Annotated in this window: 16 protein-coding genes and 2 pseudogenes; 12 read left to right on the top strand and 6 right to left on the bottom strand. The window is 64.5% G+C overall.

The annotated features are described in order from the left end of the window. Positions 1-14: 14 nt before the first annotated feature. The 9 genes from LOY37_RS12260 to LOY37_RS12220 all read left to right on the top strand — a co-directional run bounded on the left by LOY37_RS12260 (position 15) and on the right by LOY37_RS12220 (position 15,442). Entirely contained in the window at positions 15-2,243 is a 2,229-nt protein-coding gene (locus tag LOY37_RS12260) for a cadherin-like domain-containing protein (protein WP_258717015.1), read from the top strand. A 16-nt stretch (positions 2,244-2,259) separates the two neighbouring features. Continuing rightward, positions 2,260-2,730 (top strand): curlin, encoded by a 471-nt coding sequence (locus tag LOY37_RS12255; RefSeq protein WP_045198721.1) that lies wholly within the window; start codon positions 2,260-2,262, stop codon positions 2,728-2,730. A gap of 16 nt (positions 2,731-2,746) precedes the next feature. Continuing rightward, complete coding sequence (locus tag LOY37_RS12250) at positions 2,747-4,192, top strand: curlin (protein WP_258717014.1); 1,446 nt, start codon at positions 2,747-2,749, stop codon at positions 4,190-4,192. A 152-nt stretch (positions 4,193-4,344) separates the two neighbouring features. Beyond that, positions 4,345-4,857, top strand: coding sequence for a sigma-70 family RNA polymerase sigma factor (locus LOY37_RS12245; protein ID WP_249744355.1), 513 nt, complete (start codon positions 4,345-4,347; stop codon positions 4,855-4,857). Beyond that, complete coding sequence (locus tag LOY37_RS12240; RefSeq protein ID WP_258717013.1) at positions 4,854-5,798, top strand: FecR domain-containing protein; 945 nt, start codon at positions 4,854-4,856, stop codon at positions 5,796-5,798. The genes LOY37_RS12245 and LOY37_RS12240 overlap by 4 nt, the downstream gene beginning before the upstream one ends. Positions 5,799-5,913: 115 nt before the next feature. Further along, positions 5,914-8,838, top strand: a complete 2,925-nt coding sequence (locus LOY37_RS12235) for a TonB-dependent receptor (RefSeq protein WP_258717012.1) — start codon at positions 5,914-5,916, stop codon at positions 8,836-8,838. A 183-nt stretch (positions 8,839-9,021) separates the two neighbouring features. Then, the gene (locus tag LOY37_RS12230) at positions 9,022-11,268 is read left to right on the top strand and encodes a TonB-dependent siderophore receptor (protein ID WP_258717011.1); all 2,247 of its coding nucleotides are present in this window, start codon (positions 9,022-9,024) and stop codon (positions 11,266-11,268) included. 240 nt (positions 11,269-11,508) lie between these two features. After that, positions 11,509-12,123 carry a response regulator transcription factor gene (locus LOY37_RS12225; RefSeq protein ID WP_258717010.1) on the top strand — a complete coding sequence of 205 codons (615 nt, stop codon included), beginning with the start codon at positions 11,509-11,511 and terminating at the stop codon, positions 12,121-12,123. 7 nt (positions 12,124-12,130) lie between these two features. Next, a complete protein-coding gene (locus tag LOY37_RS12220) occupies positions 12,131-15,442 on the top strand; it encodes a transporter substrate-binding domain-containing protein (RefSeq protein ID WP_258717009.1) in 3,312 nt (1,103 codons plus the stop codon). Here LOY37_RS12220 and LOY37_RS27570 read toward each other — a convergent pair. The 3 genes and pseudogenes from LOY37_RS27570 to LOY37_RS12210 all read right to left on the bottom strand — a co-directional run. Then, positions 15,417-15,848 (bottom strand): annotated as a pseudogene (locus LOY37_RS27570) (methyl-accepting chemotaxis protein); the annotation flags it as partial. The gene LOY37_RS12220 and the pseudogene LOY37_RS27570 overlap by 26 nt on opposite strands. A 105-nt stretch (positions 15,849-15,953) precedes the next feature. Then, a pseudogene (locus tag LOY37_RS27565) lies at positions 15,954-16,637 on the bottom strand (PAS domain-containing protein); the annotation flags it as partial. A 198-nt stretch (positions 16,638-16,835) separates the two neighbouring features. Then, positions 16,836-17,855, bottom strand: coding sequence for a LacI family DNA-binding transcriptional regulator (locus LOY37_RS12210; protein ID WP_258717007.1), 1,020 nt, complete (start codon positions 17,853-17,855; stop codon positions 16,836-16,838). A gap of 206 nt (positions 17,856-18,061) precedes the next feature. Here LOY37_RS12210 and LOY37_RS12205 point away from each other — a divergent pair, with 206 nt between their 5' ends. Then, a complete protein-coding gene (locus LOY37_RS12205) occupies positions 18,062-18,601 on the top strand; it encodes a gluconokinase (protein ID WP_093383393.1) in 540 nt (179 codons plus the stop codon). A gap of 99 nt (positions 18,602-18,700) precedes the next feature. Beyond that, complete coding sequence (locus tag LOY37_RS12200) at positions 18,701-20,053, top strand: GntP family permease (RefSeq protein WP_045198708.1); 1,353 nt, start codon at positions 18,701-18,703, stop codon at positions 20,051-20,053. A 62-nt stretch (positions 20,054-20,115) separates the two neighbouring features. Here LOY37_RS12200 and yiaY read toward each other — a convergent pair whose 3' ends face one another. The 3 genes from yiaY to LOY37_RS12185 form a co-directional block, all read right to left on the bottom strand. Further along, positions 20,116-21,264, bottom strand: coding sequence for an L-threonine dehydrogenase (yiaY, locus tag LOY37_RS12195; protein ID WP_258610534.1), 1,149 nt, complete (start codon positions 21,262-21,264; stop codon positions 20,116-20,118). Between the two features lie 71 nt (positions 21,265-21,335). Next, positions 21,336-22,898 (bottom strand): threonine ammonia-lyase, biosynthetic, encoded by a 1,563-nt coding sequence (ilvA, locus tag LOY37_RS12190; RefSeq protein ID WP_195883898.1) that lies wholly within the window; start codon positions 22,896-22,898, stop codon positions 21,336-21,338. Positions 22,899-23,077: 179 nt separating this feature from the next. Then, positions 23,078-23,506 carry a PACE efflux transporter gene (locus tag LOY37_RS12185; RefSeq protein WP_045198705.1) on the bottom strand — a complete coding sequence of 143 codons (429 nt, stop codon included), beginning with the start codon at positions 23,504-23,506 and terminating at the stop codon, positions 23,078-23,080. 98 nt (positions 23,507-23,604) lie between these two features. On the opposite strand from LOY37_RS12185, the gene LOY37_RS12180 reads away from it, so the two are divergent. Further along, entirely contained in the window at positions 23,605-24,489 is an 885-nt protein-coding gene (locus LOY37_RS12180) for a LysR substrate-binding domain-containing protein (protein WP_258717006.1), read from the top strand. Positions 24,490-24,596 lie beyond the last annotated feature (107 nt).

Below are 24,596 nucleotides of genomic sequence, written 5' to 3'. Positions count from 1 at the left end.
TAGCAGGAGGCAGCATGAACAACTGGCCACGCCTGGCGCTCTGCGCAGCCGGGCTTTCCCTCTCGCTGGCCGGCACTGCCTGGGCCGGCCTCAAGGCGGTCGATCCCGGCCCCTACACCCTGGCCACCGGGCGTTACCCGATGTGGTACCAGGACCACGGCAACCTGTCGCTGGAGCTGTGCCAGTCGCGGGCGGCAAGCTCGCGGGTAGCGGTTTCGGTGCCGCCGGCCTACATGTGTACCTTGCTGCCGGAGCCCGGGGTGTACGACGACGCCCTGCCGCTGGTGTTCCCCGACAACTGGCCGCCGGAGATGTTCTGGTTTCTGGCCGAGACCGAAATCCCTGAAGTAGGCAACAGCGGTTACGAGCTGGAAGTCTATGTCGCCGGCATCGAGGCGGCGTTTGCCGCCGAAAACCCGGTGGACGGCGACCAGCAAAGCTTCGCCCGTATCCGTATCCGCGCCTCGGTGCCGCGCACCGGCACCTACGTGATCACCCACCCGTACGGGGTCGAGACGGTCAACGTCACCACCGCCGGGCGCCGCGCCATCAACATTACCCGCGACATCGGCATCGGCGCCCCGGGCAACTTCAGCGGCGTGCTCAACGGCGCGATCGGGCCGTTCCTGCGCGGCGTCGGCGGCCCCTACACCGAGATCAACCCGGACACCGGCGCCAGCGAAACCTACGTCGGCGACCCGAACATCACCGAAGCGGTCACCGGCAGCCCCAACAACACCAACTTCGTGCGCATCCAGGGCCCGGCCGGGACCATCCAGACCAACCTGTTCACGGTCTCCGGCAAGGTCCTCGACCCACGCAAGCAAACCCCTGCCGAACTGCAGCGGGCCAGCTACCGGCGCACCTCGGACGGCACCCGCGTCGAGGTGTTCGCCAAGGCGCCGAACAACGCCACGCTGTGCATGCGCGAGACCCTTGCGCTGGTGCCGGGCACCCCGCCCTCGCCCTGCCAGTTCAACCTGCTGGCCGACAACAATGGCCTGTTCTTCGCCCAGCACCTGAGCAGCGCCGCACCGCCGCCAGTCATCGTCGTCACCGCCAGCGACCCGACCGGCGCCACCCGCCCCACCGCGCTGTCGAGCAAGCTCAGCGACGTAGTCAAGGTCACCACCGCCCGCTATGACTGGGCCAACAAGCGCCTGCGCATCGAGGCCAGCTCCAGTGATGAAGTGCAGGTGCCCGACCTGGTCGCCCAGGGTTACGGGCGGTTGTCGAAGTCCGGCACCCTGCAGACCCTGACGGTCAACGAGCTGAGCCAGCCGCCTGCGATCGTGACGGTGAAATCCGCCGCCGGCGGCAGCGACAGCGAGCCGGTGGTGGTAATCGGCAATGCCCCGGTCGACGCCGCCAACCAGCCGCCAGTGGCCCAGGCCGACGTCGGCAGCACCCGCGTTGGCGTGCCGCTGAGCCTGAACTTGCTGGCCAACGACAGCGACCCTGACGAAAACGTGCCGCTGAGCATCAGCGACCTCACCCAGCCGGCCACCGGCCAGGGCACGGTGGTGCTCAACGGCACCACGGCCGTCACCTACACCCCACCGGCAGTAGTCAATGCGCCGCTGGTGGTCACCTTCACTTACCGTGCCCAGGACAGCAAAGGGCTGAAATCACCCGTCACTAACGTCACGGTCAATGTCGCCGCCAACCAGCCGCCGCTGGCTGTCAACGACACCGCCAGCACCCTCGGCGTGGCCTTGCCGATCAACGTGCTGGGCAACGACAGCGATCCGGATGGCAACGTACCACTGACGGTCGCCAGCGTTACCCAGCCGGCGCTGGGCCGCGGCACGGTCAGCACCGACGGCAACCAGGTCACCTACACCCCGCCGGCAGTGATCCTGGCCGCGTTCAGCACCACCTTCACCTACATCGCCCGCGACAGCGCAGGTGCCCTGTCGGCACCGGCCACGGTCACGGTGCAGGTGTCGCCACGGCCACCGGCAGAGAACTTCACCGTCACCGCCGCAACGGTCACGGCGCGGGCTGGCGGTCGCTTTACCTGGGACATCTCCGGCACCACCTCGGCGATCCTGCTCAACGCCGTCACCGTGCAGGTCAGCACCCCGACCGGCCTGGTCAGCCTGGGCACCACCCCGGTACCGCTGACCGGACGCTGGCGGCTGAGCGTCACCAACAGCGTCGCGCCGAGCACACCGGCACCGACGGCAACCGTCACCACCAGCCTGGGCACCGTGCGCACTGTGCCGGTCACCGTGCAGTAACCACAGGAGAACGACCATGGCGCGCCTGACCACCTTGCTGCTGTGCCTGAGCCTGAGCGCTCAGGGCGCCCTGGCCGACGACCTGATGGACAACGCTGACCTGGCCATGGGCAGCGACCTGGGCGAGCTGTCGATGCAGCCACTGGCGCCCTCAAGTGGCCAGCAGGCGTTGGTCGAGCAGAACGGCCAGAGCAACCGCGCAGCGATTGGCCAGGACGGCCAGGCGCTGCTCGGGCGCATCGTCCAGCAAGGTGGCGCGCAGGAGGCGTACATCCTGCAACAAGGCAACGACCTGATGGCCTCGATCAGCCAGCAGGGCTACGGCAACAGCGCCTCGATCAGCCAGAGCGGCAGCAACAACCGCGCGCAGATCGAGCAATACGGCAACAGCAACAGCGCCAGCATCGAGCAGGCCGGCAGCGGGCTTTCCAGCTCGGTGATCCAGGCCGGCAACGGTCAGCGCGTGCAGGTCAACCAATACCGTTAAACCTGGAGGCACCACCATGTTCAAGCTCGCTCCTTTAAGCGCCGCCATTGTCCTGGCCCTTGCCGGCCAGGCCATGGCTGACGACAGCCAGTCGACCCAGAGCCAGTTCGGCACCGAGAACATCGCCGAGGTCAAGCAGACCGCCGCGCCGCTCAGTACCACCACCCAGAACCAGCTGGGCCTGGGCAACAACCACGCCGCCAAGCAGGACGGCGGCAACAGCCAGATCCAGCAAAGCGGCGCCGGCGACTACAACGCCGGCTACGCCGAGCAGTTGTACGAGTTCGGCAGCCAGATCAACCAGCAAAACGCCGGGGCCCTGAACAACACCCACGCCAGCCAGTCGCTGGGGGTCGAGAACAGCGCCCAGCAGACCCAGCAAGGCACCGGCAACTTCTCGTTCATCTACCAGGACACCCAGGCCGGCAGCCAGGGCACCACCGTGCAATTCGGCGATAACAACCGCGCCTTTGTCGAGCAGCAGTACGGAGGCGGCGGCAACAACGCCCTGAGTATCCAGGCCGGTAGCGGCAACTACAGCGCCGCCGAGCACCTGAACTACAACAATGGCCAGATCGGCATCTACCAGGCCGGCGATGACAACTGGGCCTATGGCGATCAGCGCGAAGGCCAGGACGGCAGCGTCACCATCAGCCAGACCGGCAGCGCCAACTCCAGCGAAGTCTGGCAAGACACCCAACTGGGCAGCCAGGCCACGGTGACCCAGTACGGGCAAACCAACGAAAGCGTGCTCGACCAGAGCTTCGGCGAGGGCAACGTGGCCAGCATCACCCAGGCCGGCAGCCTCAACGCCAGCTATGCCGACCAGTTCGGATCGCAGCAGTCGACCACCACGGTGTTCCAGAACGGCCAGGGCAACGTCCACTACACCTACCAGAATGGCGACAACCACGTGCTCACGGTGAGCTCCACCGGCACCGGCAACAAGATCCTCGCCAGCAACTGGAAGGGCGACAAGTCCGGCGGCCAGTTCGGCAGCGCCCAGCGCGCCGAGGTCAACCAGAACGGCAGCGGCAACAGTGCCAACTTCACCCAGGACGGCAGCACCCAGCTCGCCCGCCTGAACCAGAACGGCAGCGGCAACAGCGCCGAACTTGCCCAGGTCGACAACAACAACGAGCTGTATTTTGAACAGAACGGCAGCGACAACCTGCTGATCGCCGACCAGCGCGGCACCGCCAACTACGCCACCGGCGTCAGCAGCGGCGCCGGCAACAGCGTCAAGGTCGAGCAATCGGGCAGCGGCAACCAGAGCTACACCTGGCAGCTGTACGGCGACAACAACCAGGCCAACATCAAGCAGACCGACGGCGTCAACGTCGCCTACGTGACCCAGGGCGGCTCGGCCAACCAGGCGATGGTCGACCAGAGCGGCGCAAACATGGCCGCGACCATCCAGCAGTTTGGTGCGGGTAACCAGGCGACGGTGTTGCAGCAGTAATTAATTCGGGGCCGCTTCGCGCCCCATCGCCGGCAATCTGATTCTCCCCCCCCCCTTGACCGTGACTCGCCGACAGGCTGGTCACGGTTCTTTTTTTGCCCTTATAATGCGAACAATTCGCAACTGCATCTTTCATGTTTCAGGATCTCCGGGTGTCCCCTACCTCCCCCGCTCCCCAGCAACAGCTCCATGGCCTCTATCGCGATCACCACGGCTGGCTGCAGGCCTGGCTGCGCAAGCGCCTGGGCGACCGTGAGCGTGCTGCCGACATCGCCCACGACACCTTCCTGCGCCTGCTGGTCAGCGGCCGTTTGCCCGGCCACGACGAGGGCCGCAGCTACCTGGTGCAACTGGCGCGCAACCTGGTCATCGACCAGTGGCGCCGGCAACGCATCGAGCAGGCGTACCTGGCCAGCATCGCCCACCTGGACGAACCGCAAACGCCGTCGCTGGAGACCCGCGCGATGATCCTGCAGACCCTGCAACAGATCGACCAGATGCTCGACAGCATGCCGGCCAAGGTGCGCAGCGCCTTTTTGCTGTCGCGCTTCGAAGGCCTGGGCTATGCCGAGATCGCCGAGCGCCTGGGGGTCACCGTAAGCTCGGTGCAAAAGTACATGATCCGCGCCATCCAGGCCTGCTACCAGGTGCTCTACAGCGAATGAGCGCGGTAAACGATGCACCGATCGACGCGGCGATTGTCGAGCAGGCCAGCCACTGGCTGATGCTGCACTGGGACGGCCCGCTGGATGCCGGGCAACGCCTGGCGTTTGCCGATTGGCAAGCGGCCGATGCCGAGCACCGGCGCGCCTGGCAGCGCCTGCAAACCCTGCAGCAGACCCTCGCCGCCGTGCCTGCGCAAACTGCCCGCAGCGTGCTCGAAGAGCGCCAGAGCCGGCGTTCGCTGCTGCGCCAGCTGTGCGTCGTGCTACTGCTGGGCGGCAGCGCTTACCTGGGGCAGCGCCACCTGCCGTGGCGCGAGGCGATGGCCGACCAGCGCAGCGCCCCCGGCGAAGTGCGCCGCCTGCAACTGGCCGATGGCAGCCAGCTGCTGCTCAACAGCCGCAGCAGCGTCAACATCCAGTTCAGCCCACAAGAGCGGCGCATCCACCTGCTCGAAGGCGAGCTGCTGCTGACCAGCGGCAAAGACCCAAGGCCGCTCAAGGTCCAGACCCTGGCTGGTGAAGTGCAGGCCCTCGGTACCCGCTTTGCCGTGCGCGAGCTGCAGGGTGGCAGCCGCGTCGAGCTGTTCGAAGGCGCCTTGATGATTCGCCCCGGGGCGGGCACCGAGCAGTTGCTCACGGCCGGCCATGGCCTGTGGTTCAACCGCCAGGGCTGCGGGCCACAGCATCCGGCCGACAGCAACAGCATTGCCTGGGAGCACGGCCGGCTGATTGCCGAGCGCCAGCCGCTGGGGCGTTTTCTCGAGGAACTGGGCCGCCATCGGCGCGGGGTCATCCGCTGCGAGCCGGCCATCGCCGAACTGCCAATCACCGGCGTATTTGCCCTCGCCGACAGCGAGCGCACCCTCACCGCCCTGCAAGACAGCCTGCCGATCCGGGTGCACTACCTGAGCCGCTACTGGGTGACCGTCACCGCGCGTTGACCGCCCGTGCTTGCACTTTCGCAAAAATAACTGCGCAAGCCGTTGTCGGTTTGCGCCGCTCGTTCGGGTTAGTCATCAAAGCTAACCAATACGCATTCTCAAAGGAGTCTTCGGGATGCCGAACCTGCCGCCCCCCTGCCCGTCCCCCCTGAGCTTGGCAATCCGCAGCGGATTGCTCGCCGGCCTGCTCGGCAGCGCCTGCTGCAGCCTGGCCATGCCCGCCCAGGCCGAAGCTGCCCGCCAGGAACAACGCTTGTACCAGATTCCCGCTGGCACCCTCGACCAGGCCCTGACCCAGTTCGCCGCCAGTGCCGGCCTGCTGCTGTCGGTGGATGCGCGCCTGACCGCCGGCAAGCCGTCGCTGGGCCTGCAGGGCCATTACGCGCCGGCCCAGGCCTTGAGCAAACTGCTGGCCGGTAGCGGCCTGAGCGCCTACTTCAGTGACGACGGCCGGGTGCTGATCGAAAAGGCCGCGCACGCCAGTGATGCCCTGGAGCTCGGCGCCACCCGGGTCAAGGGCCAGGCCGCGGACGACGGGCTCAAGGACTACGGCGTGCCGCGCTCGGTGGAAACCCGCAATCTGGAGCAACTGGAGCGTTTTCGCGGTCGCTCCAATGCCGACCTGCTCGCCGGCATCGCTGGCGTGCAGACCTCCGACGGGCGCAACGGCGGCGGCATCGAAGTCAACATCCGCGGCATCCAGGGCCAGGGCCGGGTGCCGGTCAAGGTCGATGGCAGCCAGCAGTCGCTGGATGTTTACCGCGGCTACGCCGGCACTGCACAGCGTGCCTACATCGACCCGGATCTGATCAGCAGCGTCACCGTCAACAAGGGCCCGAGCCTGGACGCCGGTGCTTCCGGCGCCATCGGCGGCTCGGTCGAGATGCAGACACTGACCGTCGATGACATCCTCAAGCCCGGCGAGACCACCGGCTGGCGCCTGCGCGGCTCGCTGGCGGACAACAGCAGCGCCGACGTCCCCAGCGACTATCGGGTGCGCCCACGCACCGAGCGCAATGACCTGCTGCACGCGCACGACTGGTCGCGCAGCCTGGCCTTCGCCCACAAGGACGAAGCCTTCGATGTGGTCGCCGCCTACGCCGAGCGACGTAACAACAACTACTTTGCCGGCAAGCACGGTTATTCGCGCTACGACACCTCGGTAATCAGTGGCGGCGCCCTGGTCGATGCCAACACCGTGGCACGCAACTACTGGCCCGGCGAAGAGGTGCTCAACTCCAGCACCCACAACAAATCCTTCATGCTCAAGGGCACCCTGTACCGCGACAACGGCCTGGAGCTGGGCCTGGGCTACCGCTACATGGATTCGAGCTTTGGCGAAATCATGCCCTCGCAGATTGGCCGCTCAGGCCCGTCGATGACCCAACCACTGGGCGACTTCAAAAAAGACATCGACCGCTACGACGAAGCCTTCTGGATGAGCGCCGCCCCCGAGTATTACCAGCAATGCTCGGCCATCGCGGCCCCGGTGCCGGACGGCGACAATATGTGGGACAGCACCGGCTGCTTTGTGCGCGAGACCCTCGACCCGGTCTACGACTACAGCGGCGCCAACCAGATGATCCAGTTCAAGCCCGGCAACATGAAGCTGCACACCCTCACCAGCGAGTTCAAATGGCGCCCCGAGGACGACAGCCTGGCCCGCTACATCGACCTCAACGGTCATGCCTGGGCAACCTTCGGGCGCAGCATCATGTACAACAACGTCGGCTTTACCGCGCCGCAACGCGGCCAGGGCTATCAGGACGAGCAAAGCGAGCACTACCGCCAATCGCTCAAGTCCGACCTGAGCAACCTCAAGGTCGGCACCGACATCAGCAACACCAGCCGCCTGGTGACCGGCAGCGGCGACTACGCCCTGACCTATGGCGCCTCGTACCAGTACGAAACCATCGACCCGAGCCGCAAGCCGTGGCAGGACGACCTGGAAAACAACCGCATCGAACGCAATGGCTATCGCCACGAATACAGCCTCAGCACCGCCCTGGAATACAAACCGGTCCCGCAGCTGACGTTCACCGCTGGCGGGCGCTACAGCGGTTACCGCATCTATGACCGCAACCGCCAGGCGCTGTATGCCGCGCCGGCCGGGGCCGGCCCCGACGAGCCGTGGTGGAACGCCGAATTTGCCGGCTTCGCCGACAATGCCGAACTGTCTGGCCACGGCTTCGCCCCGGCCTACAGCGTCAGCTATGCCTTTACCCCCAATGTCATGGCCTATGCCCTGTACAACCAGGGCATGCGCATGCCGTCGCTGTTCGAGACCACCCTGGGCAGCTGGTCGGCAGAACCCAACTACGACCTGCGCCCGGAGCGGATGAAAACCTTCGAGGTCGGCGCATCGTTCAAGGGCAGCAACCTGCTGCTGGACAACGACCAGGCCGGGTTCAAGCTGGCCTACTTTCACAACACCATCGATGACATGGTCACCCGCAACTATCGCTACAACCCCAAGGGCCGCCCCGGTTTCAACGGCGAGTTGAAGATCCGCAACGTCGACAGCTTCACCACCCAGGGCATCGAGCTGCAGAGCCACTACGACAGCGCCTGGTGGTTCGCCGACGCCTCATACGTCTACAACATCAAGGCCGAAACCTGCGACCGCGCCTTTGCCCAGGCCCTGCGCGACGGCGGCAAGAGCGAAACGCCGGACTGCACCACCGGCGGTTTCCAGGGTTCCTACACCAACACCCAGAACCCGCCGCGCTACAGCGTCAACCTGGTGCTGGGGGCCAAGGCCTTCGAGCAGAAACTGGCCAGTGGCATACGCATGCGCTACACCAGCGGGCCGATGTACGTGCTGGATAAAAGCTGGCACGTGGGCACCACCACCCCACAGCAGCACTACCTGGAAGCGCGCATCTATGATTTTTTCGCCGACTACCAGGTCAGCGATGAACTCAAGGTCAGTTTCAATGTTTACAACTTTACCGACCAGTACTACCTCGACCCCATGTCGCAAAGCATGATGCCAGCACCCGGCCGCACCTCAAGCCTGGCAGCATCCCTACAGTTCTAAAGGCCTTTTGCCATTAATCTGTCGGAATCGCCGTAGCAGGGTTTTACCGCCCTGCTTCGTTAATATTTTATTTTTCTCCTTAAGGGTTTACACGCGAATGGTAATTCTTATCATTCTCGACTTCCCGAACGGCCCGGCCCTTCCGTCCAGGCCGTTCACCCTTTGTTTCAGGAGAGATCTGACATGGTGTCGCGCTTCAACCTCAGCCGCTTGAGCATTGCCTTGCTGGCCACCCTGGGTTCCACGGCACTGGCCGCAGCGCCCCTGGAGCTGCAACCGGACGAAGTCCAGGTGCAGCCCACCGACCTGCCAGTGGACGGCAGCCGGCAGGCGATCGAGCTGGAGAACACCCGGGTGCTGGGCACCGCCGAAGAGGAGCTCAAGCAAGCGCCAGGCGTGTCGATCATCACCGCTGAAGACATCAAGAAGCGTCCGCCGGTCAACGATCTTTCCGACATCATCCGCCGCGAGCCGGGGGTCAACCTCACCGGCAACAGCAGCAGCGGCGCGCGTGGCAACAACCGCCAGATCGACCTGCGCGGCATGGGCCCGGAAAACACCCTGATCCTCATCGATGGCAAGCCGTCGACCTCGCGCAACGCCGTGCGCTACGGCTGGAGCGGCGACCGCGACACCCGCGGCGAAACCAACTGGGTGCCGGCCGAAGAAGTCGAACGCATCGAGATCCTCCGCGGCCCGGCTGCCGCACGCTACGGCTCGGGTGCCATGGGTGGTGTGGTCAACATCATCACCAAGCGCCCGACCCAGGACCTGCGCGGCTCGATGACCCTCTACACCATGCTCCCCGAGGACGACTCCGAAGGTACCGGCAAGCGGGTCAACTTCAGCCTCAGCGGGCCGCTCACCGACAGCCTGATCTTTCGCGTGTACGGCAACCTGAACAAGACCGACGCCGACGACATGAAGATCAACTCGGCGCACCAGGCCTATGAAGAATCGCTGATGGCCGGCCGCGAAGGTGTGCGCAACAAGGACATCAACGGCCTGCTGAGCTGGAAGATCGACCCGGCCAACACCGTCGACCTGGAGTCCAGCTACAGCCGCCAGGGCAACATCTTTGCCGGCGACACCATGCTCAACGCCGGCGGCGAGTTCGTCGAGAGCCAGGTGGGCAAGGAAACCAACGTCATGCAGCGCTCAAGCTTTGCCCTGACCCACCGTGGCGACTACGACTGGGGCACCTCCACCGCCTCGCTGTCCTACGACCTGACCCGCAACGAGCGTCTCAACGAAGGCCTGGCCGGCTGGGGCGAAGGCGCGCCATCGGGCGGTGCCGGGCGCTTCGAGTCGCGCCTGCGCAACACCCGCGCCACCGGCGAGGTCAACCTGCCGCTGAGCATGGGCCTGGAGCAGGTGCTGACACTGGGCGGCGAGTACCTCTACGAGTCGCTCAACGACCCAGGTTCGCTGCGCCCGCAAAGCTATGACCCGGGTGCCGAGCTGCCGGGCTTTGACCGCACCCAGACCAAATCCACCGCGCGCAGCTTTGCCCTGTACGCCGAGGACAATATCGAAGTCGGTGAAAACACCATCGTCACCCCCGGCCTGCGCCTGGACCACCACGAAGACTACGGCGACAACTGGAGCCCGAGCCTGAACGCCTCGCACCAGATCACCGAGGCTCTGAGCATCAAGGGCGGCATCGCCCGCGCCTACAAGACCCCGAACCTGTACCAGGCCAACCCCAACTACCTGCTGTACAGCCGTGGCGGCGGCTGCAACTCCGGCGAGCTCAACGAAGGCGGCTGCTACCTGCTGGGCAACGCCAACCTCGACCCGGAAACCAGCGTCAACAAGGAGCTGGGCCTGGCCTACGACAAGGGCACCTGGCGCACCAGCGCTACCTACTTCCGTAACGACTACAAGAACAAGATCGAGGCCGGCAACCAGACCTTGTTCCGCCTGCCCAACGGCCGGCGCATCCTGCGCTGGGAAAACACCGGCAAAGCCGTGGTGCAAGGGGTCGAGGGCAACCTGTTCGTCGAGCTGACTCCGGCGCTGGACTGGAACACCAATTTCACCTACATGATCGAGTCCAAGGACAAGAAAACCGACGAGCCACTGAGCATCATCCCCGAGTACACGGTCAACTCGACCCTGGACTGGAATGTCACCGACAAGCTGTCGTTCCAGCTCAACGGCACCTACTACGGCAAGCAGGAAGCGCCAACCTACAACGCCCGGGCCAATGAAACCCTGGACAAGAAGGTGCAGAAGGACGTCGATCCCTATGGCATTGTCGGCATCAGCAGCGGTTACGAGTTCACCAAGAACCTGAGCATGCGCGTGGGCGTCAACAACCTGTTCGACAAGCGCCTGTACCGCGAGGGCAACTCCGATGAAGCCGGGGCGCTGACCTATAACGAAGCAGGCCGGGCGTACTTCGCCTCGTTTACCACCTCGTTCTGAATCAGCGGGCAGCTTTGCAGCCATCGCCGGCAAGGCCGGCGATAGGCCGCGCAGCGGCCTTTATCTAACTGACGCGTAGGAATTTTCTACAATTCCTACCACAATTTTCAACGCCTCTATACTTCCCATACTCTTGCAACCTGATTCGACGTATCGTTGGCGGCTCGCCGGCTCCGGCCCGACTCGTCTTCCTGAATGATTCAGGAAACGGCCTACCCTCTTCGTCAAGGAGTTGTGCCAATGCCTTCGGTACTGATCGTCGATGATCACCCCACGATTCGCCTTGCGGTGCGCATGCTGCTCGAGCGTGAACGCTACGAAATCGTCGGTGAAACCGGTGACGGCGTGGCTGCCGTGCAGATGGCCCGCGAACTGCGCCCCGATGTGGTCATCCTGGATATCGGCCTGCCCGGGCTCGATGGCCTGAGCGTGATCAAGCGCCTGCACCTGCTGGAAAAAACCCCGAAAATCATGGTCCTCACCGGGCAACCGGCCAGTTTGTTCGCCCGTCGCTGCCTGGATGCCGGCAGCTCCGCCTTCGTGCACAAAGACGAGGACCTGGAAGCGCTGGTATTCGCCTTGAAAGCCATGGTCAAAGGCTACTCGACCTTCCCCGACATGTCGGCCAACCGTGGCCCGCTGGGTTCTGAAGAAGAACGCCTGGGCAGCCTGTCGCACCGCGAGATGGAAGTGCTGCGCATGCTCGCGGCCGGGCTGTCGAACAACGACATCGGCGAACGCATGCTGCTGAGCCCGAAAACCATCAGCACCTACAAAAGCCGGATCATGGAGAAACTTCAGGTAGGATCTTTCGTCGAGTTAATGGCTCTGGCCACTCGTAACCAGGTGATCTGAGCCCGTCATGAACATCCGCCCTGCTCTGCTGGCCCTGGTGCTGGGCTGCCTGCCGCTGTTGCTGCTCGACAGCAGCCTGGCCGATGAGCCCGGCGAGCCACGTACATTACTGGCGCGTTCGGTGGTCGGCGGCGAAGGCGTCGCCCTGTCAGCAGATGACCGGCGCTGGCTGAAGGAAAAAGCCGTGCTGCGCCTGGGAACCTCGAGCCCGGACTACCCGCCTTTCGATATCAATGTCAGCCAGAACGAATACGAAGGCCTGACCGCCGACTACGCCGGGCTGATCAGCGAGCTGCTGGGCATCGCTGTCGAGGTTCGCCGCTACAACAGCCGTCAACAGGCAATCACTGCCCTGCACACCGGGGCCATCGACCTGCTCGGCAGTTCCAATGGCTTTGAGGCTGCCGATGCGCAACTGGTGCTCAGCCAACCCTATGCCGACGACTTGCCAGTCATCGTCACGCCCCAGGGCAAGACCCGCGCCGTCGATGACGAGCTGGACGGGCTGCGTCTGGCGATGGTCGATCACTACCTGCCGGATGAAGAGGTCCAGCACCTGTTTCCCAAGGCCCACCTGCAGCTGTACTCCTCGACCATGGCCGGCTTGTCGGCGGTATCGCTGGGCCAGGCCGATGCCTTTCTCGGCGATGCCATCAGCAGTGACTACCTGATCGGCAAGAGCTTTCAGGAAAGTGTGCAGATCTCGCACTTCGTCAGGCACGAGCGCGAAACCTTCGCCTTTGCCCTGGCCCTGGGCAACGACCGATTGCTGCGCTTGCTCAACCAGTCGCTGGCCGTCACCAGTGAAACCGAGCGTCTGAACATCCTGCGCCGCTGGAGCAGTGGCAGCACCAGCATGCTGCTCAACCGCGGGGCCCTGCCGCTAAGTCGTCAGGAGCAAGCGTGGATCGAGCAGCACCCGGTGGCCAGGGTAGTATTCAACAAGTACTACGCGCCGTTGACCTTTTATGACGACCAACAGCAACTGCGCGGCATCAGCGCCGACGTGCTGGAACAAATCAGCTTGCGTACTGGCCTTAAGTTCGAGTTCATCGAAGCCGATCCTGGTGCCGCAACCATCGCCTTGCTTGAACAGGGAGATGCCGACATTGCCAGTACCTTGGTCCCCAGCAAACAGCGCGAGGCCCGCCTGCGCTTTACCCGGCCATACATGCTCAGCCCGCGGGTACTGGTCACTCGCGCCGAACCTGACGCCGTGCAAGGTATCGAACAACTGAACGGCAAGCGCCTGGCGATCATCCGCGACTATCCGTTGAAGCCGCTGTTACAGGCGAACTTCCCCGGAGTCCGCTTGATCGAGGTCGATAATCCCCTGTCACTGATGGAGCATGTCGCCCAGGGCCAGGCCGATGCCGCCATCAGTTCGCAGATCAACGCCGCCTACTTCATCAGCCGGCTGTTCAAGGATCGCCTGCGCATCGCTTCGCTGTTCGGCGATCAACCGGTGATCGGTGCCTTCTCCACCTCACGCTCGGCGCCCGAGCTGCATGGAATTCTCGACAAGGCGCTGCTGAGTATCGAGCCGGACGAGCTGGCGCAACTGACCAACCGCTGGCGCACCAACGCGCTGATCAGCGACAGCCCCTGGTACAACTACCGCTCGCTGATGCTGCAGATCGTTATCGTCGCCAGCCTGCTGATCGCCTGCGTGGTGTTCTGGAACCGCTACCTGCGCAACCTGATCCGCCAGCGCAGCGAAGCCCAGCAGGCATTGCAACATGAGCTGGGCTTCAGCAAACGCCTGCTCGAAGAGCTGCGCCTGGCCAAGGACCAGGCCGACGATGCCAGCCGCGCCAAAAGCACCTTCCTGGCGACCATGAGCCATGAAATCCGCACGCCGATGAACGCGGTGATCGGCTTGCTCGAGCTTGCGGTCAAGGACGCCGAACAGGGCCGCGCCGATCGTGCGTCGTTGCAGGTCGCCTTCGACTCGGCCAACGGCCTGCTGGCGCTGATCGGCGACATTCTCGACATCGCCCGCATCGAGTCCGGGCACATGCAACTGAACGCCGAAGCCACCGACCTGACCGCCCTGGTCGCCGCCACCGTGCGCGTGTTCGAGGGCAATGCGCGACTCAAGGGCCTGGCCTTGGTCACCGACCTGCAGGCCCTCGACGAAGGCCTCATGGTCGACCCGCTGCGGCTCAAGCAAGTGCTGTCGAACCTGCTGGGCAATGCCCTGAAGTTCACCGAGCAGGGCCAGGTGCAAGTCACCCTGCGCTACGGCCCGGCGCAACCCGGGCAACTGCGTCGGGTGCTGCTGAGCGTGCAAGACAGCGGCATCGGCATCAGCGCTGCAGACCAGGCGCGCTTGTTCCACAACTTTGCCCAGGTGGGCGAGCAACCCGCGCGCCAGGGCACCGGCCTGGGCCTGGTGATCAGCCGCACCCTGTGCGAGCTGATGGGCGGCCGCCTGAGCCTGAGCAGCAGCCCGGGCCGCGGCACCCGCGTCGATATCGAGTTGCAACTGGCGCTGGCGACGGTGGTGCACGCCCCGGTGGCGCCGATCGAGCAAGCGCCAGCCACGCAGGCCTTGAACATCCTGGTGGTGGACGACTACCCGGCCAACCTGATGCTGCTCGAGCGCCAGTTGAGCGTGCTCGGCCATCAGGTCAGCCAGGCCGGCGATGGCCAGGCGGCGCTGGGGTTGTGGCTGCAGGGGCAGTTCGAGGTGGTCATCACTGATTGCCACATGCCCGGCATGGACGGCCATCAACTGGCACGGCGTCTGCGCAATGAGGAGCAGCAACAGCAACGCCAGCCCTGCCTGATCCTCGGCCTGACCGCCAACGCCCAGGCCGAAGAGCGCGAGCGTTGCCTGGCCAGCGGCATGAACGATTGCCTGTTCAAGCCGATCGGCCTCAATGAACTGCGCCGTCACCTGACCGGCATCGACAGCCCGGCTGCGCCGGTAGTGGCAAGCGATAACCTTGAAGCACATGCCAGCGGCTTCGAGGTCGACAACCTCAGGTACCTGACCCTGGGCGACCCGCAACTGGTCGAACGCCTGCTACGGGAACTGGCCCAGAGCAACGGCGATGACCTCAAGGCCCTGCGCGCCCTCGGCCCGACGCCCAGCCGCGATGCCTTGCGCAGCCTGGCTCACCGGATCAAGGGCGGCGCCAAGATGCTCAAGGCCCGGGGCGTGGTGCAGCGCTGCGAAGCGCTTGAGCAAGCCTGTGTCGGCGACGCCGGTATCGAGCACCTCCAGGCCCTGGCCAGGGCCCTGGAACTGAGCCTGCAGACCCTCGAGACCGAGCTCAATCAGCGCGTCAGTGCAACTGCAAGGTCGAGTTGATCTGGCTGATCGCATCGACCACATGCTGCGAGCCCTGCTGGATTTCCAGAATCACCTCACCGGCTTCGTTGGCCAGCTCCACGCCAAGGCCCGTGCGGCTCAGGCTCGACTGCATGCTGGCCACGGCAGTCAACGACAGGTCGTGGTTCTGGCGCACCACTTCGACGATCTCCAGGGTCGCCTTGCTGGTGCGCGCCGCCAGGTTGCGAACCTCATCGGCGACCACCGCAAAACCGCGTCCGTGCTCGCCGGCGCGGGCCGCTTCGATGGCCGCGTTGAGGGCCAGCAGGTTGGTCTGGTCGGCGATGCTGCGGATGGTCTGGACGATCTGCCCGATCAGTTCCGACTGTTTGCTCACCGCATCGATACTGCGCGCGGCGGCGTTGAGGTCCTGGGAGATTTCCTCGATCACCTGTACGGTTTGCTGCACCACCTGCGAGCCTTTGCGCGCGCAGGCGTCGTTCTGCACCGAAGTGGCATGGGCCGACTCGGCGGCGGTCTGCTGGGTGCTGACCTGGCGGGTGATGTCGCTGGCGAACTTGACCACCTTGTACAGGCGCCCACGGGTGTCGAAGATCGGGTTGTAGGAGGCTTCGAGGTAAACCATCTGCCCGAGCTTGTTGACCCGCTCGAATCGGTGGGAATGGTACTCGCCACGGTTGAGCGAGGCCCAGAAGGCCTTGTAGGCCGCCGACTCGCTTTCGCTTTTGTGGCAGAACAGGCTGTGGTGCTTGCCCACCACCTCGTCGAGGCGGTAGTGCATGGTATTGAGGAAGTTCTGGTTGGCGTCGATGACCTTGCCATCCGGGGTGAACTCGATCATTGCCATCGAGCGGCTGATGGCGTTGATCAGGCTCTCGGTCTCGTGCTCGTGCTGCACCCGCTGGGTGATATCGGAAGCGACCTTGATGACGCTGGTGACCTGCTGCTGGGCGCCAAGCACCGGCATGTAGCTGGCTTCGAGCCAGACTTCGCGGCCGCGCTTGTCGATCCGGGCGAAGGTGCCGCTGCGTGGCTCGCCACGGTTCAGGTCACGCCACAGTTGGCGGTATTCCTCGCTTTTGCCGAAGGCTTCGTCGCAGAACAGGCGGTGATGCTTGCCACGGATCTCTTCGACGCCGTAGCCCATGGTCTTGCAGAAGTTTTCGTTGGCGTCGAGGATGACCCCGTCGGGGCTGAACTCGATCATCGCCATCGAGCGGCTGATTGCCGCCAACTTGGCAGTCATCTGGCCCAGGGCCTGGGTGCAACGCTCGATTTCAGCCAGATCGGACTTACGATGCAAATCAAACATTTTGTAACACTCCATGCTCGGGATTTGCTGAGCATAGATGGCGATTGGCACCGTGCAAGCACTCTGACATCACCTTGCAGCGCCCGCCGACTGGCGGTTTCAGCTGCTTTCGCGAACCATCAGTTCGAAGCCCAGATCCTGGCACTGCAACTGACTGCGCTTGCCATCAAGCAGGCCCAACAGCGCCTGCGCGGCGCAACGGCCAATGTCCGCGCGCGGGGTGCGGATCGAGGTCAGGCGCGGCACCATGTACGCCGAAGCCGGCAGGTCGTTGAAACCGACCATGGCCACCTGCTGCGGCACCTTGATGCCCTGGCGCAAGGCTTCAAGAATCGCCCCCTGGGCCAGGTCGTCGTTACAGAAGAAAATGCCATCGACATCGGCATGGCGCTGCAGCAGCTGGGCAAACAGCTCGCCGCCCAGGCCGATCGATGAAGGTTGCGCCGCCAGCAGCTCGCGGCCGTGGGCATCCAGGCCGGCTTCGGCCAGGGCCTGGCGAAAGCCTTCGGCGCGCTGCATCACCCGTGGGTCAAGTTGCGCGGCAATAAAGCCCGGGCGTTTGCAACCGCGCTCGAGCAGATGGCGCGCCGCCGCCCTGCCCGCTTCCTGTTGGGAAAACCCTACCGACATGGCCTGGCCTTCGCCGCCCAGCTCCATCATGTGCACGCACGGCACGCCGCTGGCGGCGAGCATCTGCTTGGCGGCGTCGCTGCGGTCAAAACCGGTGAGCAGGATGCCGCGCGGCTGATAAGCCAGGTAGTTGCGGATCAGGTTTTCTTCTTCGGCGATATCGTAGTGATAGTTGCCGATCAGCACTTCAAGACCGCGAGGGCGCATAACCTCGTGAATGGCTTCGAGGGTGTCGATGAACAGGTGGTTGGACAGCGACGGGATCAACACCACGATCGACTGGCTCTGCTTGGAGGCCAGTGCCCGCGCAGCCGGGTTGGCCACATAGCCGAGGCTGGCGGCGGCGACCTGGACCTTTTCCACCAGCTCAGGGGCAACCGTGCTGACCCCGCGCAGTGCCCGCGAAGCGGTGATCGGGGAAACCCCGGAAAGCCTGGCAACTTCCGCCAGGGTGGGACGACCGGTAGTACGAGAGCCAATGCGGGTCATGAGGGGTTTTATTTTCGACTTGCAAAGAATGGGGAACGGGCACTAAGGTAGCGCTGTCTCAGACCACAGGCAATGCAAAACTGCATGAGGCCAGGAATGAGCATCCAGACTGCTTTTACAAAATCAATAACATCTGGGTGGGAAGCGCCCGAGACGTTAGCCGTCTCGCTTCAAGATAGCGCTATCTTACCCTGCAGGAGGTACCGATGAACCCACCCCTCTCCGCGATTGTGGTCATGGGCGTCGCTGGCTGTGGCAAGAGCTACGTCGGTGCTGCCATTGCAGGCCTTAGCGGCGGTCGCCTGATCGAAGGCGACGACTTCCACCCCGCTGCCAATATCCAGAAAATGAGTGCCGGCATCCCCCTGGACGACGACGACCGTGCCGGTTGGCTGATTCGCCTGGGCGAGGAACTGCAAGCGTGCCTGAAGGCCGGCGAGCGTCCGATCCTCACCTGCTCGGCGCTGAAGAAGCGCTACCGCGATGCCCTGCGCCATGCCGTGCCGGACCTGGGCTTCGTGTTTCTCGATCTCACCCCCGCTGAAGCCAGCCGCCGCGTGCTCGCCCGCCCCGGCCACTTCATGCCCGCCAGCCTGATCGACAGCCAGTTCGCCGCCCTCGAACGGCCCAACAGCGAGCCGCTGACCCTGGCGCTGGACGCCACCCTGGCGGTAGACAAGCTGGCCATCGAGGTAGACCAGTGGCTAAAGCCCTGCGGTGAACCGCTGCTGGCGCGAACGGCCTGACCCTGGCTGTTTTTTCGGCTCACCCAAGATAGCGCTGTCTCGACCCGTAAACGCTGTAATAGTTCCGCCCACAACAATGACAATACGAGGCACTGAACCATGTTTGGTTTGGCAACTGATACCTACCTGCTGCTCGATGCGGTGGTCACCATCATCGGCCTGGTGCTGCTGATTACCCACTTCAAGGTCCACCCCTTTGTCGCCCTGACCCTGGCGGCCGGTTTTCTCGGCCTGACCTCGGGGATGCCGGTGGCCAAGGTGATGAAATCATTCCAGGACGGCTTCGGTGGCGTGCTGGGTTTTGTCGGCATCGTCCTGGCCCTGGGCACCATGCTCGGCAAGCTGATGGCCGACTCCGGCGGCGCCGACCAGATCGCCCAGACCCTGATCCGCGCCTTCGGCAAGCAGAAGGTGCACTGGGCGATGATGTTCGCCGCTTTCCTGGTGGGCATTCCGCTGTTCTTCGAGATCGGCTTCGTGCTGTTGATCCCGCTGGTGTTCATCGTCGCCCGGCGCTCCGGGGTGTCGTTGATCAAGATCGGCATTCCGCTGCTGGCCGGCTTGTCGGTGGTCCACGGCCTGGTGCCGCCGCACCCCGGGCCGCTGCTGGCGATCGGCATCTTCAATGCCGACATCGGCAAGACCATTTTCTACGGGCTGATCGTCGCCCTGCCCACGGCGATCATTGCCGGTCCCCTGTACGGCAACTTCATCTCCAAATACATCCCGGGCAACCCCAACAAGGAGCTGATGGAGCAGATCGCCCGCGAGTCCGACCAGCAGAACCTGCCCAGCTTCAGCATCACCCTGATCACCGTGCTGCTGCCAGTGTTCCTGATGCTGCTGAAAACCTTCGCCGACGTGGTGCTGCCGGCCGAGCACATCGTGCGCCAATGGATGGACCTGATCGGCCACCCGATCAGCGCCCTGCTTGCCGCCTTGCTGCTGGCGTTCTACACCTTTGGCGCGGCGCGCGGGTTTTCCCGCCAGCAGATCATGAAGCTGCTTGACCAGAGCCTGGCGCCCACGGCGGCGATCATCCTGATCGTCGGTGCCGGCGGTGGCTTCAAGCAGATGCTGGTGGACACCGGGGTCGGCAACGTGATTGGGCAGATGGCCGTGCAGGCACAGATTTCGCCAATCATGCTGGCCTGGCTGGTGGCGGCGGTGATTCGTATCGCCACCGGTTCCGCGACGGTGGCGACCATTACCGGCGCGGGCATCGTTGCGCCGGTGATCGGCATGATGCCGGGGGTCAACCGCGAGCTGCTGGTACTGGCGACCGGCGCCGGCTCGTTGATTTTGTCGCACGTCAACGATGCCGGCTTCTGGCTGGTGAAACAGTACTTCAACATGACCGTGGCCGAGACCTTCAAGACCTGGAGCATGATGGAGACCATCCTCTCGGTGGTCGGCATCATCTTTATCATGCTGTTGTCGCTGGTGGTTTGAGGGCCTCATCGCGGGGCAAGCCCGCTCCTACACTGTAGGAGCGGGCTTGCCCCGCGATGCTGTTAAAAGGCTGCTTTAAAGATCGCCTCGATCTCTGCCTGGCTGGCCACCCGCGGGTTGGTCAGACCGCAGGCATCCTTCAGGGCATTGGCCGCCAGGGTCGGAATATCCGCCTCCTTGGCCCCCAGTACCGCCAGCCCCGGCGGGATATCAATGGCCCGCGACAGCTGCTCGATCGCCGCCAGGGCGGCATCGCTGCCCTGCCCGGCATTCATGGCGCTGACATCCACGCCCATGGCCTTGGCCACATCGCGCAGGCGCGCAGCGCTGACGCTGGCGTTGAAGCGCTGCACATGGGGCAACAGCACCGCGTTGCACACGCCATGGGGCAAGTCATAAAAACCACCGAGCTGGTGGGCCATGGCATGCACGTAACCCAGCGAGGCGTTGTTGAACGCCATGCCGGCGAGGAACTGGGCGTAGGCCATGTTTTCCCGGGCCTTGAGGTCGCTGCCGTCGGCCACGGCCTGGCGCAGGTTGTCGCTGATCAGCTCGATGGCCTTGATCGCGCAGGCGTCGGTGATCGGCGTGGCGGCAGTGGAAACGTAGGCCTCGATGGCGTGGGTCAGGGCATCCATGCCGGTGGCCGCGGTCAGGCCCTTGGGCATGCCGACCATCAGTGCCGGGTCGTTGACCGACAGCAGCGGTGTGACGTTGCGGTCGACAATGGCCATTTTCACGTGGCGCGCTTCGTCGGTGATGATGCAGAAGCGGGTCATCTCACTGGCGGTGCCGGCGGTGGTGTTGATGGCAATCAGCGGCAGTTGCGGCTTGGCCGACTGGTCCACCCCTTCGTAATCACGGATATGCCCGCCGTTGGTGGCGCACAGGGCAATGCCCTTGGCGCAGTCATGGGGCGAGCCGCCGCCCAGGGAAATCACGCAGTCGCAGCGTTCACGCTGCAACAGCGCCAGGCCCTGCTCGACGTTGGCAATGCTCGGGTTGGGCTTGGCGCCATCGAAGATCGCCGAGTCGATGTCGCGCATCGCCAGCATTTCGGCAATGCGCTCGGCAATCCCGGCCTTGGCCAGGCCCGCGTCGGTGACGATCAGGGCCTTGCGCAGGCCGTATCCGGCAATGGCAGCCATCGCCTCTTCGAGGCAATCGATGCCCATGATGTTGACGGCGGGGATGAAAAACGTGCTGCTCATGGCGAAATCCTCATGCAATGTTCCTTTGCCATGAGGATCCGCCTGTCTGCCCTGCCCCGTGTTGATCTGAGTCAGCCGAGGAACAGCCGGTAGGCCGGGTTGTCGCTTTCGTCCCAGTAGCGGTAGCCCATGGCGTCCAGCGCTGCGGGCAGGCCGGGCTGTTCGTCCTGGGGCACTTCCAGGGCGGCAAACACCCGTGCTTCGGCGGCGCCGTGGTTGCGGTAGTGGAACAGGCTGATGTTCCAGCGCTTGCCCAGGCGCTCGAGAAAGCCCAGCAAGGCCCCCGGACGCTCGGGGAATTCAAAGCGCAGCACGCGCTCGTCCGCCCCAGGCCCGGCATGCCCGCCCACGGTGTGGCGCACATGGGCCTTGGCCAGTTCGTTGTCGGTCAGGTCGAGCACGCTGTAACCCTGTTCGCGCAGGCTGGCCAGCAACTGGTCGCGCGGGTCGGTCTGCGGATGGGTCTGCACGCCAACGAACAGTCGCGCCTCCTTGCCGGGGTAGTAGCGGTAGTTGAACTCGGTGATCTGGCGCTTGCCCAGGGCCTGGCAAAAGGCGCGGAAACTGCCCGGCTGCTCGGGGATGGTCACGGCGATGATCGCTTCGCGCTGCTCGCCCAGTTCGGCGCGCTCGGCAACATGGCGCAGGCGGTCGAAATTGACGTTGGCACCGGAGTCGATCGCCACCAGGGTCTGACCCTGGGCGCCTTCGCGGGCCACGTACTTCTTGATCCCGGCCACGGCCAAAGCGCCGGAAGGTTCGGTGATCGAGCGGGTGTCGTCGTAGATGTCCTTGATCGCCGCGCACAGCTCGTCGCTGCTGACGGTGATGACCTCATCGACATAGTGGCGGCACAACTCGAAGCAATGGGCGCCGATCTGCGCCACCGCCACGCCTTCGGCAAAGCTGCCGACCTGGGCCAGCACCACCCGCTCGCCGGCGGCCATGGCCGCTTGCAGGCAGTTCGAGTCCTGCGGCTCGACGCCGATCACCTTGACCTCGGGGCGCAGGTACTTGACGTAGGCGGCGATGCCGGCGATCAGGCCGCCGCCACCGACCGGAACGAAGATCGCATCCAGCGCGCCGGGTTGCTGACGGAGGATCTCCATGGCCACCGTACCCTGGCCGGCGATCACGTCGGGGTCGTCGAACGGCGGCACGAAGGTCGCGCCTTCGCTGTCAGCCAGTTTCAGTGCATGGGCCAGGGCGTGGGGGAAGCTTTCGCCGTGCAGCACCACCTGGCCACCGCGCGAACGCACGCCTTCGACCTTGAGCTCCGGGGTGGTGGTCGGCATCACGATAGTGGCGCGCATGCCCAGTTCGCGGGCGGCCAACGCCACGCCCTGGGCGTGGTTGCCGGCGGACGCGGTGATCACCCCGCGCTGGCGCTGGGCCGGGCTCAGGCGGCTGAGACGGGTGTAGGCGCCGCGGATCTTGAAGGAAAAGGTCGGCTGCAGGTCTTCGCGCTTGAGCAACACCTGGTTGCCAAGGCTGCGCGACAGCGCCGGCGCCGCTTGCAGGGGCGTTTCGATCGCCAGGTCGTACACCGGCGCCGCAAGAATGCGCCGCACGTAGTCAGACAGCAGGTTCAGCGGCGCGGCAGGTGTGCGGGGGCTAACGGCAAGGCTGGTCATCGGTGACTCCTGGTTTTTTTAAAGTGCCCAGGAGAGAGAGAAAGAACCCGCCTCCAGGGCGGGTTCGGTGCAAGTGCCAGCTAGCCCGCCAAAACGATAATGGCGGTAATAATGCTGTGCTGAGGCGACTGCAGGAATGTGTTCATGCCAGCGAAACTAGCGCAGCCGCCCAGGCAAAGTCAAGCAGGCTCGCGGGCAGAATCGGGCACATCGAACACCCGGTCGAAGGCCCACTGGAACACGAAGGCATAGACAAAGAAGAATGCGAACAGCGCAAGGTTGGTCAGCAGCGCCTGCCACAGGCTGATCTGCAGCCAGCCGGCGACCACCGGCAAGAGGATCAGCACCAGCCCGCCTTCAAAGCCCAGGGCGTGGAGGAAGCGTCGCCACAGGGTGCGCTGGCGCTGGGCCTGGCGGGCTTCCCAGTGCTCGAACGCCCAGTTGTAGAACATGTTCCAGGCCAGGGCCACCGCCGACAGAATCAGCGACAGCACCGTGGAGTGGGCCATGCCGGCATCGAAGGCCCAGGACAGCGCCGGCGCCACGCACAGCACGGCGATGGTTTCGTAGAGAATGGCCTGGACGACCTTGCGCGACTTGCCTTGCATATCTGCCACCCTGAACGTCAATGAAGCCCCACCCTAGCGGCGTTGAGGCGATGCTTCAATTGAGCTAAATTGAGCCTCCCTCAATTGGCTTGAGCACCGTGTTCGGCAAACTGCCCCTGACTGCCCTGCGCACCTTTGAATCGGCGGCCCGCCTGGGCGGCTTCAAGGCTGCCAGCGACGAACTGGCAGTCACGCCTGCGGCGGTTTCGCACCAGATCAAACGCCTGGAATCGCAGCTGGGCCTGCTGCTGTTCGAGCGCAGCCGCCAGGGTGTCAGGCTCAGCGACGCCGGCGAGCGCCTGTACCTGCAGGTGCACCAGGGCCTGGCCAACCTGCAGCAAAGTCTTGACGACCTGCAACCGCCCTGTGATCGCCAGCAACTGACCCTGACCACCACCGCGGCCTTCGCCAGTGCATGGCTGATCCCGCGGCTGGGCGATTTCCATCGCCGCCATGCCGACATCCAGGTGCGGGTGCTGACCGGCAACGAGATGGTCGACCTGCAGCGCGAGCACCGTTTCGACCTGGCCTTGCGTGCCGAATTCAATCCTGATCCGGCGTTGCAGCGGTTGCCATTGCTGGCCGAGCATTTCTCGGTATACACCCCGCCCGGTTGGCAGCCGCCGCCTGCCAATCTGCCGCTGTCGATGCTTGAAGTGCCGTGGACTTCGGTCAGTGGCGTAGTCATCGACTGGGCCCGCTGGTGCGCCCTGGCCGGGTGTGAAGACTGGCTGCAACGGGCGCGTTTTCATCACTATGACGATGAGCACCATGCCCTGCAGGCAGCCGCGGCCGGCTATGGGCTGGTGCTGGCCAGCAACGTGCTGGTGGCCGACAGTGTGCGCCAGGGTGTGCTGCAGCCGTGGCACCCTGAGGTGCGCTTGCCGGCCGCGCAGTACAGCGCCGTGTGGTTGCCGGGGCGCGAGCGCGAACCTGCGCTGCGGGCGTTTCTCGACTGGCTGGCAGTCTCGCTGGGGCCTTGAGCAATCGCTGAGCCGCCCATTGGACAACCCCGCCTTCTACTGCTTGTATCTAAACCTTACAAGAGCGGCAGAACGTACAACTTCTCAGAAAAGGACGGACGAGGAGC

This window comes from Pseudomonas sp. B21-012, from assembly GCF_024749305.1.
Classification (GTDB): Bacteria; Pseudomonadota; Gammaproteobacteria; order Pseudomonadales; family Pseudomonadaceae; genus Aquipseudomonas.
Note: the sequence above shows the minus strand (reverse complement) of the source record. Positions and strands in the feature narration are given on the sequence as shown.